Source organism: Ligilactobacillus hohenheimensis (assembly GCF_947381805.1).
GTDB lineage: Bacteria > Bacillota > Bacilli > Lactobacillales > Lactobacillaceae > Ligilactobacillus > Ligilactobacillus hohenheimensis.
The window spans coordinates 93148-109340 of sequence record NZ_CANCXC010000001.1 but is presented as its reverse complement, the minus strand read 5'-3'; the positions used below and the strand labels follow the sequence as shown (position 1 = coordinate 109340).

19 protein-coding genes are annotated in these 16193 nt (G+C 51.4%); all 19 read right to left on the bottom strand.

From position 1 onward, the window contains the following. Window positions 1-45 precede the first annotated feature (45 nt). Window positions 46-1125 carry a DNA polymerase IV gene (gene dinB, locus QOR60_RS00585; protein WP_283581421.1) on the bottom strand — a complete coding sequence of 360 codons (1080 nt, stop codon included), beginning with the start codon at window positions 1123-1125 and terminating at the stop codon, window positions 46-48. A gap of 159 nt (window positions 1126-1284) precedes the next feature. Next, window positions 1285-1794 (bottom strand): hypothetical protein, encoded by a 510-nt coding sequence (locus QOR60_RS00580; RefSeq protein ID WP_283581420.1) that lies wholly within the window; start codon window positions 1792-1794, stop codon window positions 1285-1287. Between the two features lie 17 nt (window positions 1795-1811). Further along, on the bottom strand, window positions 1812-2774 hold the full coding sequence (locus QOR60_RS00575) for an SPFH domain-containing protein (protein ID WP_283581419.1): 963 nt from the start codon (window positions 2772-2774) through the stop codon (window positions 1812-1814). Beyond that, window positions 2771-3235, bottom strand: a complete 465-nt coding sequence (locus QOR60_RS00570) for an NfeD family protein (RefSeq protein ID WP_283581418.1) — start codon at window positions 3233-3235, stop codon at window positions 2771-2773. The genes QOR60_RS00575 and QOR60_RS00570 overlap by 4 nt, the downstream gene beginning before the upstream one ends. Before the next feature lie 12 nt (window positions 3236-3247). After that, complete coding sequence (locus QOR60_RS00565; protein WP_283581417.1) at window positions 3248-4348, bottom strand: hypothetical protein; 1101 nt, start codon at window positions 4346-4348, stop codon at window positions 3248-3250. A gap of 220 nt (window positions 4349-4568) precedes the next feature. Next, a complete protein-coding gene (zwf, locus tag QOR60_RS00560) occupies window positions 4569-6023 on the bottom strand; it encodes a glucose-6-phosphate dehydrogenase (protein ID WP_283581993.1) in 1455 nt (484 codons plus the stop codon). A gap of 186 nt (window positions 6024-6209) precedes the next feature. After that, window positions 6210-6965, bottom strand: coding sequence for an enoyl-ACP reductase FabI (fabI, locus tag QOR60_RS00555; protein WP_283581416.1), 756 nt, complete (start codon window positions 6963-6965; stop codon window positions 6210-6212). 18 nt (window positions 6966-6983) lie between these two features. Beyond that, entirely contained in the window at window positions 6984-7766 is a 783-nt protein-coding gene (accA, locus tag QOR60_RS00550; protein WP_283581415.1) for an acetyl-CoA carboxylase carboxyltransferase subunit alpha, read from the bottom strand. Then, on the bottom strand, window positions 7759-8619 hold the full coding sequence (gene accD, locus QOR60_RS00545) for an acetyl-CoA carboxylase, carboxyltransferase subunit beta (RefSeq protein ID WP_283581414.1): 861 nt from the start codon (window positions 8617-8619) through the stop codon (window positions 7759-7761). Before accD ends, accA begins: the two co-directional genes overlap by 8 nt. After that, window positions 8619-9992 (bottom strand): acetyl-CoA carboxylase biotin carboxylase subunit, encoded by a 1374-nt coding sequence (gene accC, locus QOR60_RS00540; protein ID WP_283581413.1) that lies wholly within the window; start codon window positions 9990-9992, stop codon window positions 8619-8621. The genes accD and accC overlap by 1 nt, the downstream gene beginning before the upstream one ends. A gap of 4 nt (window positions 9993-9996) precedes the next feature. Next, window positions 9997-10443, bottom strand: coding sequence for a 3-hydroxyacyl-ACP dehydratase FabZ (gene fabZ / locus QOR60_RS00535; protein ID WP_283581412.1), 447 nt, complete (start codon window positions 10441-10443; stop codon window positions 9997-9999). Window positions 10444-10445: 2 nt separating this feature from the next. Then, the gene (accB, locus tag QOR60_RS00530; protein WP_283581411.1) at window positions 10446-10937 is read right to left on the bottom strand and encodes an acetyl-CoA carboxylase biotin carboxyl carrier protein; all 492 of its coding nucleotides are present in this window, start codon (window positions 10935-10937) and stop codon (window positions 10446-10448) included. A 2-nt stretch (window positions 10938-10939) separates the two neighbouring features. Then, window positions 10940-12172, bottom strand: coding sequence for a beta-ketoacyl-ACP synthase II (gene fabF / locus QOR60_RS00525; protein ID WP_283581410.1), 1233 nt, complete (start codon window positions 12170-12172; stop codon window positions 10940-10942). A 13-nt stretch (window positions 12173-12185) separates the two neighbouring features. Further along, window positions 12186-12917, bottom strand: a complete 732-nt coding sequence (fabG, locus tag QOR60_RS00520) for a 3-oxoacyl-[acyl-carrier-protein] reductase (RefSeq protein ID WP_283581409.1) — start codon at window positions 12915-12917, stop codon at window positions 12186-12188. After that, a complete protein-coding gene (locus QOR60_RS00515; protein ID WP_283581408.1) occupies window positions 12917-13858 on the bottom strand; it encodes an ACP S-malonyltransferase in 942 nt (313 codons plus the stop codon). The genes fabG and QOR60_RS00515 overlap by 1 nt, the downstream gene beginning before the upstream one ends. Before the next feature lie 31 nt (window positions 13859-13889). Then, complete coding sequence (locus QOR60_RS00510) at window positions 13890-14135, bottom strand: acyl carrier protein (protein ID WP_283581407.1); 246 nt, start codon at window positions 14133-14135, stop codon at window positions 13890-13892. Between the two features lie 25 nt (window positions 14136-14160). Beyond that, on the bottom strand, window positions 14161-15144 hold the full coding sequence (locus QOR60_RS00505; RefSeq protein WP_283581406.1) for a beta-ketoacyl-ACP synthase III: 984 nt from the start codon (window positions 15142-15144) through the stop codon (window positions 14161-14163). Window positions 15145-15168: 24 nt separating this feature from the next. After that, the gene (gene fabZ, locus QOR60_RS00500; protein ID WP_283581405.1) at window positions 15169-15618 is read right to left on the bottom strand and encodes a 3-hydroxyacyl-ACP dehydratase FabZ; all 450 of its coding nucleotides are present in this window, start codon (window positions 15616-15618) and stop codon (window positions 15169-15171) included. A gap of 182 nt (window positions 15619-15800) precedes the next feature. Then, window positions 15801-16172, bottom strand: coding sequence for a preprotein translocase subunit YajC (gene yajC / locus QOR60_RS00495; protein WP_283581404.1), 372 nt, complete (start codon window positions 16170-16172; stop codon window positions 15801-15803). Window positions 16173-16193: the final 21 nt, after the last annotated feature.

Sequence of the window (16193 nt, the reverse complement as noted above, 5' to 3'; positions counted from 1 at the left end):
CCTTCTTCAAAACCTTCCTGTTATCCAGTATAGCAAATTCCCCACCTAAAGCGGGAGACGGATGTTTTCAAAGGCAACGTCATCCAGGTTAGTCATTGTTAGCCCTAACAAGCGCACGTTAATGGCATCCGGTTGGACCATGTCAAAGAGCTGCTGCCCGTACCGCTGAATTTCCTGAACATCGTTTTCAAAGTAGTCATCCAGGGTAATCCGCCGCGTAACCGTTTCGAACGCCGCGTTCCGCACCTTGATAACAAGCGTCTTCCCGTGTTTTTGTTTCCGGTGAAGTTCACCAACAAGCCGTTCCGCCGTCGCGTGCATCACCCGCTCAACCTCAACGCTACTCATCAACGGCTGATCGAACGTCCGCTCGCTCCCAATCGACTTACGCTCCCGTTGCCATTCCACCGGGCGGGGATCAATTCCGCGAATCCGTTCGTAAAACAGGTGCCCGGCCTTACCAAAGTGGCGGATTAATTCGGCATCACTGGTTGCATACAGGTCTGCGCCCGTCTCAATTCCCATGGCGTGCATTTTAACAACGGTCTTCTTGCCCACGCCCCGGATGGTTTCGATGGGCAGGGGATCAAGGAAGGCCCGGACGTCCTCCTGACGCACGACCGCCACGCCGACCGGTTTGCGGTACTCCGACCCCAGTTTTGCCAAAAACTTATTCGGTGCCACCCCCACCGAGCAGGTCAGGTGGGTTTGCTCAAAGATGGCGCGCTGGATTTGGCGGGCAACGACGATTGCTGAGCGGATTCCCTTTTTGTTGTGCGTCACGTCCAGGTACGCTTCGTCCAAAGCAACCGGCTCAATCATGTCGGTATACTCGTGAAAAAGCGCGTGAATTTGGTCAGAAACCCGGTGATACTTGGGGAAGTCCGGCCGCTTAAAATGGGCTTGCGGACACCGCCGAAGAGCCTCCTGCGCACTCATGGCTGAATGAATCCCGTACTGGCGCGCAATGTAGTTAGCGGTTGCGACTACGCCGTGACCACCGGAATGCCGGGGATTCCGGCTGACCACCAGGGGAACATTTTGCAGTTCAGGGTGATCCCGCATCTCGATTGATGCGTAAAAGGCATCCATATCGACGTGAATAATTTTTCGTTGGTCAGCCACAAAACCACCCCCACAATCGTTCTTCTCTTTATTAAAACGCCGCACACGTGTTCGTGCAACCCACCGGTCATTTTATCCGCAAAAAGGGGTCAGGGCATCTGCCCCAACCCCTCGTATTTTCAAGTTCTTCCCGGTGAAGGACTTGTTTTAATTTAACACCTATGCCTGCTGCCCATGCCTAACCACGAGAAACACAATGGTGGTAATCAGTGCGGTAATGATAAAGATATTAGCCGTCGCAAGGTCGCACAGAAGACTAATTACGAAGAATATCTTATCCGAACCCTGGAGTATCGCCGCAGTCATCCACTGAGTTAATGCATTAATGGCTACATATTGCGTAATCCACCCTAAGATAACAGTTACCGCCATGACTCCCAGGGAGGTAAAGCCGCTCCGGCGAAACGGCAAAACATCGCGGAGCGTCCACCACGCTACTAACCACGCAATTAACACGTAAACACACCACGTAATGCGCGAAATAGCCACTTGTTCGTGAAGCAAGGCGCGCCCCAGGAGTGCTCCCTCGGTGCAATCGACTATCACCGCAATAACGGTCAGTGCGACAGCAACCATCCATAGGCGGGCAAGCACCCGCTTAGAAGGACGGTGCTTTCCTGATTGCTTAGGAGTCTTTTGGACACCATAACTAAACTGTTCTTGTCCCATTAGGTATTCTCTCCACGTTAGTTCTGCTCGTTAGTTGCATCCTGCTTTTTATTAGCGGCGTCATCCGTAACGCTGGCCTTAAAGACGGATCCAAGGCTAGCAATGTTTTGCAACTCACTCGGAATGACCAGTTTTGTGGCCTGCCCGTCAGCCAACTGCTTAACGGCCTCTAAGCCCTTCACGGTCAACGTCTGGTCCGTGACGTCTGCCTGACTGATTGCGCTTAACCCGTCAGCAGTAGCCTGTTGAACCTGCCGGATTGCTTCGGCCTGACCCTCAGCTTCCAGAATCCGGGACTGCTTTTGCCCCTCAGCAACCTGGATTGCTGATTCCTTGTCGGCCTGGGCCTGCAGAATCTGGGATTCCTTTTGTCCTTCCGCCTGCAGAATTGCGGCCTTCTTGTTTCCTTCGGCAGCCAACACCTGGGCCCGCCGTTCCCGTTCAGCCTTCATCTGCTTTTCCATGGCATTTTGAATTTCAGCCGGCGGCGTAATATCCTTTACTTCCACCCGGTTAACCTTAATTCCCCACTTATCGGTGGCGCCATCCAGAATGGTCCGCATCTTGGTGTTAATGATGTCCCGGCTCGTTAACGTTTCGTCAAGGTCCAAATCACCAATGATGTTCCGGAGGGTCGTTGCCGTCAGGTTTTCAAGGGCAGCAACCGGATTTTCAATCCCGTAGGTCGTCAACTTAGAATCCGTTACCTGGGAGTAAACCACGGTATTAATCTTAATCGTAACGTTATCCTTCGTAATTACCGGCTGAGGCGGAAAATCCATTACCTGTTCCTTAAGGGAATTCTTCGCCACCACGTTATCAACAAACGGAACCAGGAAGTGCACCCCGTTAGTCCAAGTAGCGTAGTAACTTCCTAACCGCTCAACAACCCAGCTTTGGCTCTGGCTAACAACCCGAATGTGGCCGAGTACGTATACGACCACCGCAACTAAAATCAGTAATAAGATTAAAAAGATCATTTGTTATCCTCCTGCTTAAATTTTTTCACCGTCACCGTCACGCCGTTTAGCGCGGTGACCGTTACCTGACAACCAACGGGTAAATCCTGGTCAGCCGTGGCCTTCCAGTCATCCCCCGCAACCATTACCCGGCCAGTACCATCCTTAATCGCGGTCGTTACCCGACCGTGCTTTCCAATCACGGTTTCCGCGGTATTGAGCGGTTGATAACCACGCCGTTGCAGTAAGTGCTTCGCGAGCGGGTGAAAGATTATTCCCAGAATAATCCCGGTTACTAAAAACTGAATTAACTGAACCGTGAGGCTAACGTGGCACACCTGTAAGCCCAAACTTACAACCGAACTAACAGCAAACCAGATTGCCACTAACTGGGTCGTAAACAATTCGATAACCAGGAAAAGCGCTGCTAACCCGGCCCAGATCCAGAGCAACATCGTTGGGGTTAATCCCAATCCATTCATTTCCCTCACCCCCTAGCTTCCAACGTAGGTCAGCGAAACAACGTTGGGGTTAATCTCAATTCTGGTTCCCTTCTTCAGGGTGACCGTGGTCGTTCCGTGCTTTTTGAGGTGGGCAAGCGTTGCAAGGCTATCCGCCTTTCCAATGTCACCCGAACCACTCAAGACCCGGACCTTGTACCGGCCAGCGGGCAGATCCTGTCCCACCGTGTACACGGCCGAACCAAGAATGAGGTTCTGCGGTTTTTGGGGAATCTGAACCCGCTGAAGGTGAACCGCGCCACTATCCACTTCAATCTTCTGGTCCTTTTGGATGGCCACCACGACACTCGTGTAGTGGTGCTTCTTCATGTTCGGACGATCATACAACGTGAAGTAGTCATAGCAATCGTTGCCGTCAAGTGATACGCCGGACTGATCGTCATCCCCAGTTGTGTCACAGTACGTCAGTTGGTAAACCCCCGGTTGAACATCATCGGTTGACCGCACAGAACTCCCGTTGTAAATAAACTGGTCGGCTCGCTGCTGGTTCTTAAGCGGAATCAAGGTAACAGTGTCACCCTTACTTCCCTTCAGCTTCACTTCGCGCCCGGCAGGCAAGTTAGCTGTCCCTTGAACAATGTCGTCCGTCTTGGCATCATCCACCGAGTAGACGTTATAGTGCGCCTCGAACGATAATTCATGAAAATCATCATCAAAATTCTTATTCGCCCGCGTCAACTTAACGGCGTACCGCCCGGGTTTAATCTGCCCGTTGTTATCAACCGTCGTCTTGATGGTTTGGTCGTCCCGGTCAAAGTGGATTACCTGGGGCTGCCCCGCCGTAACCGCCTGAAGGTCTGCGCCGTTCTTGGCCTGACTAACAAGCTGATCCCGCTGATGCTTGTTAGGTGCGGCAATCGCGCGGGGCGCCTTTTCTTGGGCTTGCCCCGCCTTCTTATCCCTTTGGACTACTTGATGATGTTTCTTAGCCGTGCGCCGTTCGGTTCGAGCTGTCTGGTGCACGTAATGCACCGCTGTTCCGGTCAGCCCAGCGCCCACAAGAATCACCACAAGTATCAGCCAGAACCACCACCGGCGATACAGTGGCTTTTTGTCATCCTTAATGGTAAACATTGGTGAAACTACTCCTTATCAAATTCTTAATAAACAAACTTCTCACAATATACCGTATTTTGAATAAAAAGTAAATAATTAACCCCGAATCTCCCCGTCACTTTCTCACTGGAACTAACTGGAAAACATAACGCTCATCACTCACCTTTGACCGAATAAATTCACTTTCTCCTTTACAAATAGGACCGTGACAACCGCCACGGTCCTGCATTTCACTTTCTTATTCTGGATCATATACCCAGAACTTTCCGTCCCGGGCCAATAATTCCATCGCACTCCGGGGTCCCATCGTTCCACAATCATAGTTCGGGAAGTCAGCCGGCGTTCCTTCGTCATCCCAAACCCGCTCAATGGCATCCACGAACTGCCACGAATAGAGCAGTTCTTCCAGATGGGTAAAGTTCATTGCGTTCCCGTAGAGGACATCCAAAAGAAGCTTCTCGTATGCGCCAGGAATCTCGTTTTCGTTGGCCTTAAACTCAAGGTTAATTGGCCGGATCGCAAATCCCTGCCCCTCCTTCTTGGTATTGAGTTGCAGTGACATCCGGGAATGCGGGTCCGCCTCAATCGATAACACGTTTTGGCGAATTTCACCGTACTTAAAAATCCGGGCTGGCAAGTTCTTAAACACAACGTCCACCCGGGACTGCTTGCACCGCATCCGCTTCCCTGTCCGGAAGTAAATTGGCACCCCGGCAAAGCTCATGTTGTCAACAATCAGCTTGCCCGCCACAAACGTTTCGGTCCCGGAATACTCGTCTACCCCGTTTTCTTCACGGTACCCCTTCATTCCGTTGGCCGCATCGTATTGCCCGCGGACAATGTTTTGCTTAATCTCATCAGCGCTGTAGAATTTGAGCGCTTTGAGGGCACTCATCTTTTCCCGCCGGATATCCTCGTCGGTAAACGATGCCGGGGAATTCATCGTTAGTAGGGAAACGATTTGTAAAACGTGGTTCTGGAACATGTCCCGCAAGGCCCCGGCTCCTTCATAGTAACCGGCCCGGGTTCCCACCCCCAGCGGTTCACAGAGGGTAATCTGAATATTATCAATGTAGCGGTTATTCCACAAAGCGTTAAACAGGTTGTTCCCAAAACGCAAGGCAGAAATATTCTGAATCATTTCCTTTCCCAGATAGTGGTCAATCCGGAAAATGGATTCCTCCGGGAAGTACTTCCGCAGGTCATCATTGAGTTTCCGGGCACTTTCCAGGTCGTTCCCGAACGGCTTTTCAATTACTAACCGGTTGTATCCTTCCGGCGTCACCAATCCCTGGGTCTTGAGGTGCTTAGCAATCACGCTGAAAAACTTCGGTGACATTGCCATGTAAAAAATCCGGTTGCCGCCGAGCTGGTACTGCTCGTCAAGACGCTCAGCCAACTGCCGGAGGGTTACGTAGTGCTGCGTATCGTTCACGTTATGGGCCTGGTAGTAAAAGTGGCTCGTAAACTCATCCGGGTCAATTGTTGCTGGAACCAGCTTCCGAATTGAGTCCAAAACAACCTCACGGTAATGGTCATCAGTCCATTCCCGCCGGGCCGTTCCAATCACTGCAAAGTCATCATCAAGAAATCCCTTCCGGTATAACTTAAAAAGGGACGGATATAATTTCCGCCGTGCAAGGTCACCAGTTCCGCCGAAGATTACGAACAACGCCTTCTGCTTTTTTGTCATTATTATTCTCGCACCACTTTCCAGAGTATTCACCACCATTTTAGCGGGAAACCCGTTAATTAACAACAGGGCGACCTGAATTCCCATAATTTTTACCATAAAAGAAGGTTGCGGCGTCTACCGCAACCTTCACGAAAAATATAATAATACAATTATTGCTTTGTTCGGGTTTCAAACACCTGACGCTTAAATCAGGTGAACCCCCTTATCAGCGTAGATCACGTCCCCGACAACCCCGGTTGATAGGTCACTCATCAGGAAGGCACATAATCCCCCAATTTCCTTGGTCGTTACGGACTGGCCATCAACCGTCCGTTCCTCGGAAATCTTCAGCAGGTCTGAATGACCGTGAATTCCCGTAACAGCTAACGTCCGAACGGCCCCCGCGGAAATAGCGTTTACCCGCACGCCGTACTCACCCATGTCCCGGGCAAGGTAGCGCATGCTTGCTTCCAGCGAAGCCTTGGCAATCCCCATTACGTTGTAGCTTGGGATGGCCCGTTCTGACCCAAAGTAAGTGAGGGTAACGATACTTGCCGGATTATTCAGGATATCCTTTCCGTACTTGGCAACGGCAATCAGGGAGTATGCTGATACGTCATGTGCCAGCGCAAACCCGTCACGGCTCGTATTCAAAATACTTCCCCCGAGCTCTTCCTTCTTAGCAAACGCAATCGCGTGAACGATGCCATCAACTTTGCCAAACCGTTCCTTCACGGTTTTAAACGCCTGCTGAATGCTTTCGTCATTAGCGGCATCACATTCTACGAGCCGGTGGTCGTCTTCGACAAGCCGACTCACCCCACGCTTCATTCGTTCATTTTGGTACGTGTAAATAACCTCCGCACCCTGTTCTTCCATTACCTGCGCACATCCCCAGGCAATGGACCGCTTATTGGCAACCCCCATAACGAGGATCTTCTTTCCTGACAATAATCCCACTTTCCATTACTCCTTTACTTAAAACTTCCGGTAGCGCTGTTTCCGCTGCTCAAGCAGTTCAGTTGTTGTCATCCGTTGTAACCGGGGTAACTCGCGTTTAAGGACATCAGCAATATTCCGCACAACCTTCTTGTGCGAACCAGGCTCGGGGATAATCCCCTCAATCACCTGCTGCTTTAATAGCGCCTGGGGAGTTAATTGGAGAAGTTCAGCGGCTTCTGCTGAACGCGTACTATCCTTCCACAGGATTGACGCAAACCCTTCTGGTGATAGGACCGAGTACATTGAATTTTCAAGCATCCACACCTCATCACCGCAGGCCAAAGCAAGTGCTCCTCCGCTTCCCCCTTCACCAAAGATAATGGTAATCATGGGAACCGGCACGGTACTTAACTCAAGCAAGTTCCGTGCAATCGCCTCACCCTGACCATTCTCCTCGGCTGTTTGTCCCGGGTACGCACCGGACGTATTAACAAGCGTAATCACCGGTCGGTGGAACTTGGCCGCCTGCATAATCAACCGCCGGGCTTTCCGGTAACCAGCTGGTAACGGACTTCCAAAGTTTTTAACAATCCGTTCCTCAGCACTCGTCCCCTTGTCGGTTGCAATTAGGGTCACCGGCTGCTGGTTAAACACACCGATTCCCCCAATAACGGCCTGGTCATCGCCATTTCCGCGATCGCCATGAAGTTCCATAAACTCACTGCATAAGCCATGAATCAGCTCTGGGGTCGTAATCTTTTTTGGTTCCCGGGCGGCAGCAACAATGGCCGCCGCTGTCTGTTCGTCACCCTTAGCCATTGCTTCTGCCTCCCATCACATTATACTTCAAAAGCCAGGCAACCGCAGAACGCATTTTGTCCCGCGGAACAATCGCATCGATAAACCCGTTCTTTAGGACCGTCTCAGCATCCTGCAAATCAGCCGGAACCTTCTGGTGCATCGTCTGTTCAATCACGCGTTTCCCAGCAAAGCCCACTAGTGAACGCGGTTCAGCAAGAATGATATCACCCTGCATTGCATAACTAGCCGTTACCCCCCCGGTCGTTGGGTCACACAGGACCGTCAGGTAAAAGAGCCCCGCATCACTGTGATCCTTTACCGCCCGGGAAACCTTCGCCATCTGCATCAGGGAAACAATTCCCTCCTGCATCCGCGCACCACCAGACGACGTAAATAAAACAACGGGCAGCTGTTCTCGGGTTGCCCGTTCAAAGAGCCGCGTGATCTTTTCGCCGGTGACGCGGCCGAGCGAACCCATGATAAACTGGGGATCCATGATTCCCAGCGCACACCGCTGCTTTTTAATCATTGCTACCCCGGTTAACACCGAATCATTCAGGTTTGTTTTGGCCTGGCAAGCGGCAATTTTATCGCGGTATCCCGGAAAGGATAACGGGTCGTCCGTCTGCAGGTCCGCATCGTATTCAGTAAACTGGTTCTTATCGACCAGCCAGCTTAACCGCTCCCGGGCGCCAATCCGGAACCCGTACCCACATTGCGGGCAAACCTTATACTTTCCTAGTTCCTTATGGTAAACCGTCTGATGACACTTCGGACAGGCCTGCCATAATCCCTCCGGCACCTTATCCATGGCCTCTTTATCAGCCTTAACGTGCCGGCTACGGAGGGTTTTCAAGTCAAACAGTCGCATTATTCCTCACCCATTTTCTCTTTCCAACGCGGCAAAACCTGCGTTTCAACGTAATCCGTCGTAAACGTTCCGGCCCGAAAGACTGGATCTTTTAGTATCTCTAGGTGGAACTGTTGGTTAGTAGTGACCCCTTCAACGCGCATTTCCTTGAGTAACCGGATCATTTTAGCGATTGCTTCGTCCCGGTCATGCCCCCAAGCCACGACCTTCGCAATCATCGCATCATAGTACGGCGAAATGGTTGCTCCCGAATACAACTCGGAATCAATCCGCACACCGAGATTTCCGACTGGTAGGTACAGCTTAGTAACCTTTCCAACAGCCGGCATAAAGTTCCGCTGAGGGTCTTCGGCGTTAATCCGGCACTCAATTGCATGTCCGGAAATCCGCACGTCGTTCTGCGTAAATGGCAGGTCACCGCCGGCAGCGACAATGATTTGCGCCTTCACGAGGTCAATTCCGGTAATCATTTCCGAAATCGTGTGCTCAACCTGAATCCGGGTATTCATTTCCATGAAGTAGAAGTGGTGCTCCTGGTCCATCAAAAACTCAATCGTTCCGGTATTCAGGTAATCAATTGCTTCGGTCGCACGCAGGGCAATTTCACCGAGGTGCGCCCGCTCAGCTGCCGTTAATTGGCTACACGGGCTTTCCTCAATCATCTTTTGCTTATTCCGCTGGACGGAACAGTCCCGCTCCGGGAAGTACGCCATGTGACCAGCCCGGTCCCGAAAGACCTGCACCTCAATGTGCTTGACGTTGGTCATGATCTTTTCGAGGTACATCCGCCCGTCGCCAAACGCACTCTGGGCTTCGCGCTGCGCATTGTCAAACGCCGCTACTAGGTCCTCTTCGTGGTCAACCCGGCGGATTCCCTTACCGCCACCACCAGCGGCGGCCTTGAGCATTACTGGGTAACCAACCTTGGCTGCGACCTTGAGAGCCTCTTCAGCGTCAGCGATAAAGCCTTCACTTCCCGGGATTACGGGAACCGCGCTCTGCTGCATCCGCACCCGGGCGTTCGCCTTATTCCCCATCAGTTCGATGGTTTCCGAATGCGGCCCAATGAACGTGATTCCACACGCCTCACACATTTCAACAAATTCGCTGTTCTCTGAAAGAAAACCGAACCCCGGGTGAATTGCTTCTGCCCCGGTGCCAACAGCCGCTGCAAGGATGTTTTTCATATTTAAGTATGAATCCTGTGGCCGGTTTCCCCCAACACAGACAGCCTCATCAGCCAGCTGAACGTGCAGGCTATGTTGATCAGCAACCGAGTAAATCGCGACCGTCTTAATTCCCATTTCCTTTAAGGAACGAATAATCCGGACAGCAATCTCACCCCGATTAGCAACCAATACTTTCTTGAACATGCACTTACCGCCCCGTCTCTTCGTCATCACCAATAAAGAACGTCAACGTTGCTGAGCAAGCCTTCTTGCCGTTCACCGTTGCAATTCCCTTTCCAGTGCCAATATTATGCTTTAACTTCTCAAGCGTTACTTCCAACCGTAACTGATCGCCCGGGCGAACAATCCGGCGAAACTTTGCGTTTTTAATGCCACCAAAGAACGCCGTCTTCCCCTTGAATTCGGGCTGTGACAGGAGCGCTACTGCTCCCGTTTGTGCCAGCGACTCAACAATCAGTACCCCCGGAAGGACCGGGTTATCCGGAAAATGGCCGTTAAAAACTTCTTCGTGCGCCGTTACGTTCCGGATGGCAACCGCCTTTTCACCAGGCACGATTTCCTCAACCCGATCAATCAGTAGGAACGGGTAACGGTGCGGAATAATTTTTTTGATTTCGTTAATATCCATTGCCATTGTTATCCCTCCGTTACGCGGAAGAGGGGCTGATCAAACTCAACGAGGTCTTCGTTATCAACAAGAACCTCCGCAATCACCCCGTCAACGTCACTCTTAATCTCCGTCATCATCTTCATTGCCTCGATGATGCAGACAACGTCTCCCTTATGAACCGGCTGGCCAACCGTTACGTAGGCGGGACTATCCGGCTTAGCTTGTAGGTAAACCGTTCCCACCATTGGCGCCTTAATTACGGGCCCTTCCGGCTCAGCCGACTTAGTCTGGGCCGGTTCTTCCTTGGGTTGGGAAGCTTCAACCGGTTGGGCTGGTTGGGCCGGTGCCGTGGTTGGCTGACTAGCTGAAGGTGTGACCGGCTGCTGGGCTTCACCCCGTTGCGGCGCATCATTCTTACTTAGCCGAAGCCGAAACCCGTTTTCCTCAGTAATTTCCAGCTCCCGGGTTGGGGAGGCATTAAATTCCGCCATTAAATCCTTAATTTCGTTAAAGTTCACGCTTAGTCACTCCATTTTTTAAATGCTAATACCGCATCATGGCCCCCAAAGCCAAGGGAGTCACTCATTGCATACTCTAAATCAGGCGCCTTGGTGCCAGGCTCAGTTACCACGTTAATCTGGCATTCCGGATCCTGCTTGGTTAACCCCATGTTCGGCGGGAGTTCTCCCCGCTGAAGGGCGGCAACCGTTGCAACGGCCTCAACCGCTCCGGCCGCCCCTAACAGGTGCCCAGTCATTGACTTAGTACTTGAAACCTGCAGGTCACTATCAGTCCCAAAAGCAAGGTTGATTGCTTTTGCTTCCCCAACATCATTGGCGTGCGTGGCCGTTCCGTGCGCGTTCAAGTAGCCGACCTGATCAGGGGTAATGCCTGCTTCGTCCATGGCCTGCTTGAGCGCCCGGGCCGCACCGTCACCAGTTGGATCCGGCGCAGTAATATGGTAAGCATCACACGTGCTCCCATAACCGACCACTTCCGCGAGAATCTTTGCGCCCCGCGCCTTTGCGTGGTCGTAGCTTTCAAGTACAAGGGCAGCCGCCCCTTCACCAAGCACAAACCCACTCCGGTTTTCGTCAAACGGCGTTGACGCCTTCAGTGGGTCACTTTCCTTGGAAAGAGCCGTAAGGGAAGCAAAGCCCGCGATCCCGATCGTATCGATTGGTGCTTCGGCGCCACCGGTAATCATGACTTCAGCCCGGCCTTCCTTGATTTGCCGGAAAGCCTCACCGATTGAATTCGTTGCCGTCGAGCACGCCGTAACAATCGTCATGCACGTGTTCTTAGCGCCAAGCCGAATCGCGATGTTGCCGGCTCCCATGTTCGGAATAATTTCCGGAACAAAGAGCGGGGAAACCGCCCGCGGACCCCGTTTTCCCATTTTCAGAATCTGCTTCTGAATGGTTGAAAGGCCCCCAATCCCGGTTCCAAAAATCACGCCCATATCCTCACCCCGGGTGTTTTCCGGGGTAATGCCGGCCTGTTCGACCGCTTCCAGAGCCGTATGAACCGAGTACTGCGCAAAGAGGTCCATCCGCCGGCCTTCCCGACCAACGCGTTCCTTGTAGTCAAAGCCATCGACCTGGCCAGCCACACTAATTCCGGTATCCGTGGCATCAAACTTGGTAATCGGTTTAATGCCCACCTTTCCTGCAAACGTGTTTTCAATAAATTCGTCCCGGGTAATTCCGTTAGGCGCAACAACGCCCATTCCCGTTACAACGACTCTCGCCATGTTATCCCTCCAACTAAATTGTCATCCCGCCGTCCACGGAAATTACCTGACCAGTGACGTAATCACTCTTAGCCAGGAACAGGGCAACGTCCGCCACGTCATCGGGCGTCCCGAACCGTTTCAACGGAATTTGTTCCATAATCTGCTTCTTAACCTTATCGCTTAGGGCATCGGTCATATCAGACTTAATCATTCCCGGCGCAATGCAGTTGCACCGAATCCCCCGTAAGGCTCCTTCGCGGGCGGTTGTCTTCATTAAGCCAATCACCCCGGCCTTACTTGCGGCGTAACTTGCCTGACCCACATTCCCATGCAAGCCAACAACGCTTGCCATGTTAATGATGCACCCGGACCGTTGCTTGTTCATCCGCTTCATGAACAGTTTAGTCATCAAAAACGTCCCCTTCAGGTTGACGTTAATCACCTGTTCAAAGTCCGCTTCCTTCATCCCCACAAGCAGGGTGTCCTTAGTAATCCCGGCATTGTTGACCAGAATATCAATCCGCCCAAACGCATCAAAGGCCTCCTTCGTCATTCGCTTAACGTCTTCCGCCTTTGAAATGTCGCCCAGCACCGTTGCGTACTGTACTCCATATTCGTTGATTTGGTCAATTAATTCGTCTGGAATCCCCTTCCGGCCGTTTAAAATTACCTTACAGCCTTCAGCGGCAAACCGTACGGCCATCCGTGCGCCCAATCCCCGGGACGAGCCCGAGATAAATACAACCTGATCCTTTAATTTCATCATTCTTCCCCCCGTAACGTTGCCAGCAGTTGCTGGTACCCGTCCATACTATCAACGTGGTACCGCACTACCTGCCGGTCAATCTGCTTAGTAAACTTGCTGAGTGTTTGTCCTGGCCCCACCTCGAGAGTGGCTGTCACCTGTTCGGCGTTAATCATATAGCGAACACAATCAGCAAAGTGCGTCGGCGTGCTGACTTGTTTGGTGAGCACGGCCGCAATTTCGTCCTTTTCAAATGGTCTTCCCGTGGTGTTGCTAATTACCGGATAATCAGGCTCATGATACGTAAGCTTAGGCAGAGCCGTTGCTAACTGCTGCTGTGTATTCACAAAAAGCGGGGTGTGAAACGCCCCGCTTACCTTTAATGGAACCACGCGCCGCACACCAGCATCCTTTAACTGTTTGCTTGCTGCGGCTACTGCAGCCTGATCACCACCAATAACAACTTGTTTCGGGGAATTATAATTAGCAATCACGACCTGATGATCCTGATCAGAGCATGCCGCGCAGACCTGCTTGACCTGCTCAACGTCAGGATTTAAGACTGCTGCCATTGCTCCTGGCCGGGCATCGGCGTCTGCTTGCATTGCTGCCGCCCGGAGCCGTAAGACGTCCATTCCAGCGTCAAACGGCATCGCACCACTCGCGATTAACGCAGCATACTCACCAAGCGAGAGCCCCACCATGCCTCCAATGGCGAGGGTGGAAACATCGCGTTTGAGCATCGCAACTAACCCGAGTTCGACAGCAACAATGGCTGGTTGAACATACTTCGTTTCGTTTAGCCGGTCCTCATCATTGAGAACTGCAGCAACGTCGTAACCTACATGCGGACTCGCCGCATCAACAACCTTTCGGAATAAGTCATCATTTGCGTACAGATCACAACCCATTCCTGCATACTGGGCCCCCTGACCACTAAATAAAATCCCGAATTTCATGGTGTTCAGTTCCTATCTAAATCAAATTAAATTAGTCCTTAGCGTCAAGTTCCTTCTTAACGTACTTAACAACGTCTTCAACCGTCGTGATGTCCTCGTCGGCCTCCAGTTCAATTTCGAACTCGTCTTCAAGTTCGCTCATGATTTCGAAGAGGTCTAAGCTATCAGCATCCAGGTCATCCTTGATGTTTGTCGTCAGCGTAATCTTCGCCTTATCAACATCTAATTCTTCGGCTGCAATTTCCTGTACCTTAGCAAAAATTTCTTCTTCAGTCATTGATATAAAACTCCTTTACCATGATTTAGAATCGAATAATTTGTGTTCCCACAGTCAGACCGCCGCCAAAACCACTCAGCGCAACCACTGCTCCACGGTGGAGCGTCCCGTGGGTTACTAGTTCATCCAGTAAAAGCGGAATACTTGCTGCAGATGTGTTTCCATACTTCGCAATGTTCACTGGGAACTTAGCAACCGGCTGACCAATTTTTTTAGCAATCACATCTATGATACGATAATTTGCTTGATGTAGCAAAAAATAGTCAACATCATCAGCGGTCATCCCTGCTGCATCCAACGTTGTTGTCAACGACCGGGCAACTTCGTTTGTGGCAAACCGATAAACGGCATGGCCATCCATCGTAAACGGGGCGTATTCCCAGCGTTGGTGCTGCGGCGGAAACGACTGCAAAGGGGCTGTCTGCCCTGCTTGTAGTTTATCATATGCCGTTCCATCCGCCCACATCTGACCAGCCAGAAATGCGGCTGCGTCGTCATCAGACTGCTTTTCCAAAAGAACCCCGGCAGCGCCGTCACCAAACAGCACCGCGGTCCGCCGATCCTGCCAGTCGACCAGCTTGGATAATACCTCGCCCCCAATGACGAGGGCCCGGTGCATTCCCGTTGCTAAAAATCGCTGAGCGACCTGGAGACCGTATACAAAGCCAGAACACGCGGCGGAAAGATCAAAGCACGCGGCGTTTACCGCCCCAATCCGTCCCTGAACAATCGCTGCAGTCGCTGGCGTACATGAATCGGGCGACATAGTGCCCACGACGATCAAATCGAGACTCGCAGGATCCCATCCGCTCCGCGTCAACATCTGCTGGGCTGCCCGGGTACACAAATCGGCGGTATTCTCGCCGGTGCTAATATGGCGGGATTCAATTCCCGTCCGGGGGCGAATCCACTCATCTGACGTATCTAAGAACGTACTTAAATCGTCGTTTGTTACGACCCGCTCCGGAACTGCCGCTCCCGTCGCCACAATTTTAATTCCCGTTTTCATTCTCCTACTCCCATTTATAATCACCTACTGCCGCCGTTCTTGGTCATCAACAATGAAAACCAATTCCCCGCTGCAGGCTTTCTTACCATCATCAAGCGTCGCAATAAAGCGCACAGTCCCCATGTTGCGCCGTTGCTTAATAATTTCAACGGTAAAGTGAAGGATCGCTCCAGGGCGCACCATTTGCCGAAACTTGACCTTATTAGCAGCGCCTAAGTATGCGGTCTTATTCCTAAACGCTGGTGATTTTAAAATCAGAATGGAGGCGACCTGTGCCGCGGTTTCAACGATTAATACTCCAGGCATCACCGGGTTTCCCGGAAAGTGCCCCCGGAAGTAATCTTCATTAATGGTGACGTTCTTCGTTGCCCGAATCATCTTATCAGGAACGAGTTCATCAACGTAATCAACGTAGCAAATCGGACTCCGATTAGGAATTAAGTCCATAATCTCCTGCGCGTTCATTACTGGCATCACACGCACCTTCCTTTCGTAGAACTATTACTTAGCTCCACGAAGTACTCTACTCTATTATCGTAAGCGTGTCAAATCATATCATTAAAAATATTTTTCTGTGAGATACCAATAGTAAAAGAAACCATCTAGAAAGCATAGTAAAAGCGTCCCTCCATCAAAGGAACGCTTTTATTCCATAATTACTTCGCGTCGTAGGAATTATCCTCCGCAGAATCGTCATCTGCATCCTGTTGCTTATCCTTATCCTTTTCAGCAAGCTCCTCGTCAACGGAAATTTCGTCACCCGCCGTTGCCGGAATCACGTTCATTACGGCGTTCACGTCAAAGGTCAGGTAAATCCCGTCACAATCAACGGAAACCGTACCGTCCGCCTTGTTGATCTTGTCAATCTTTCCGTGTAACCGGCTAATCATAACAACGTGATCCCCAACGTGGAGGCTGTTAATCATTTCCTGGTGCTGCTGTTGCTGCTTCTTTTGTGGCCGAATCATGATGAAGTACATCAAAACAAACAAAACCACAAACATTATGATGGTCGTAACCGAGCCCATTAATAACACTCCTTCGTTATA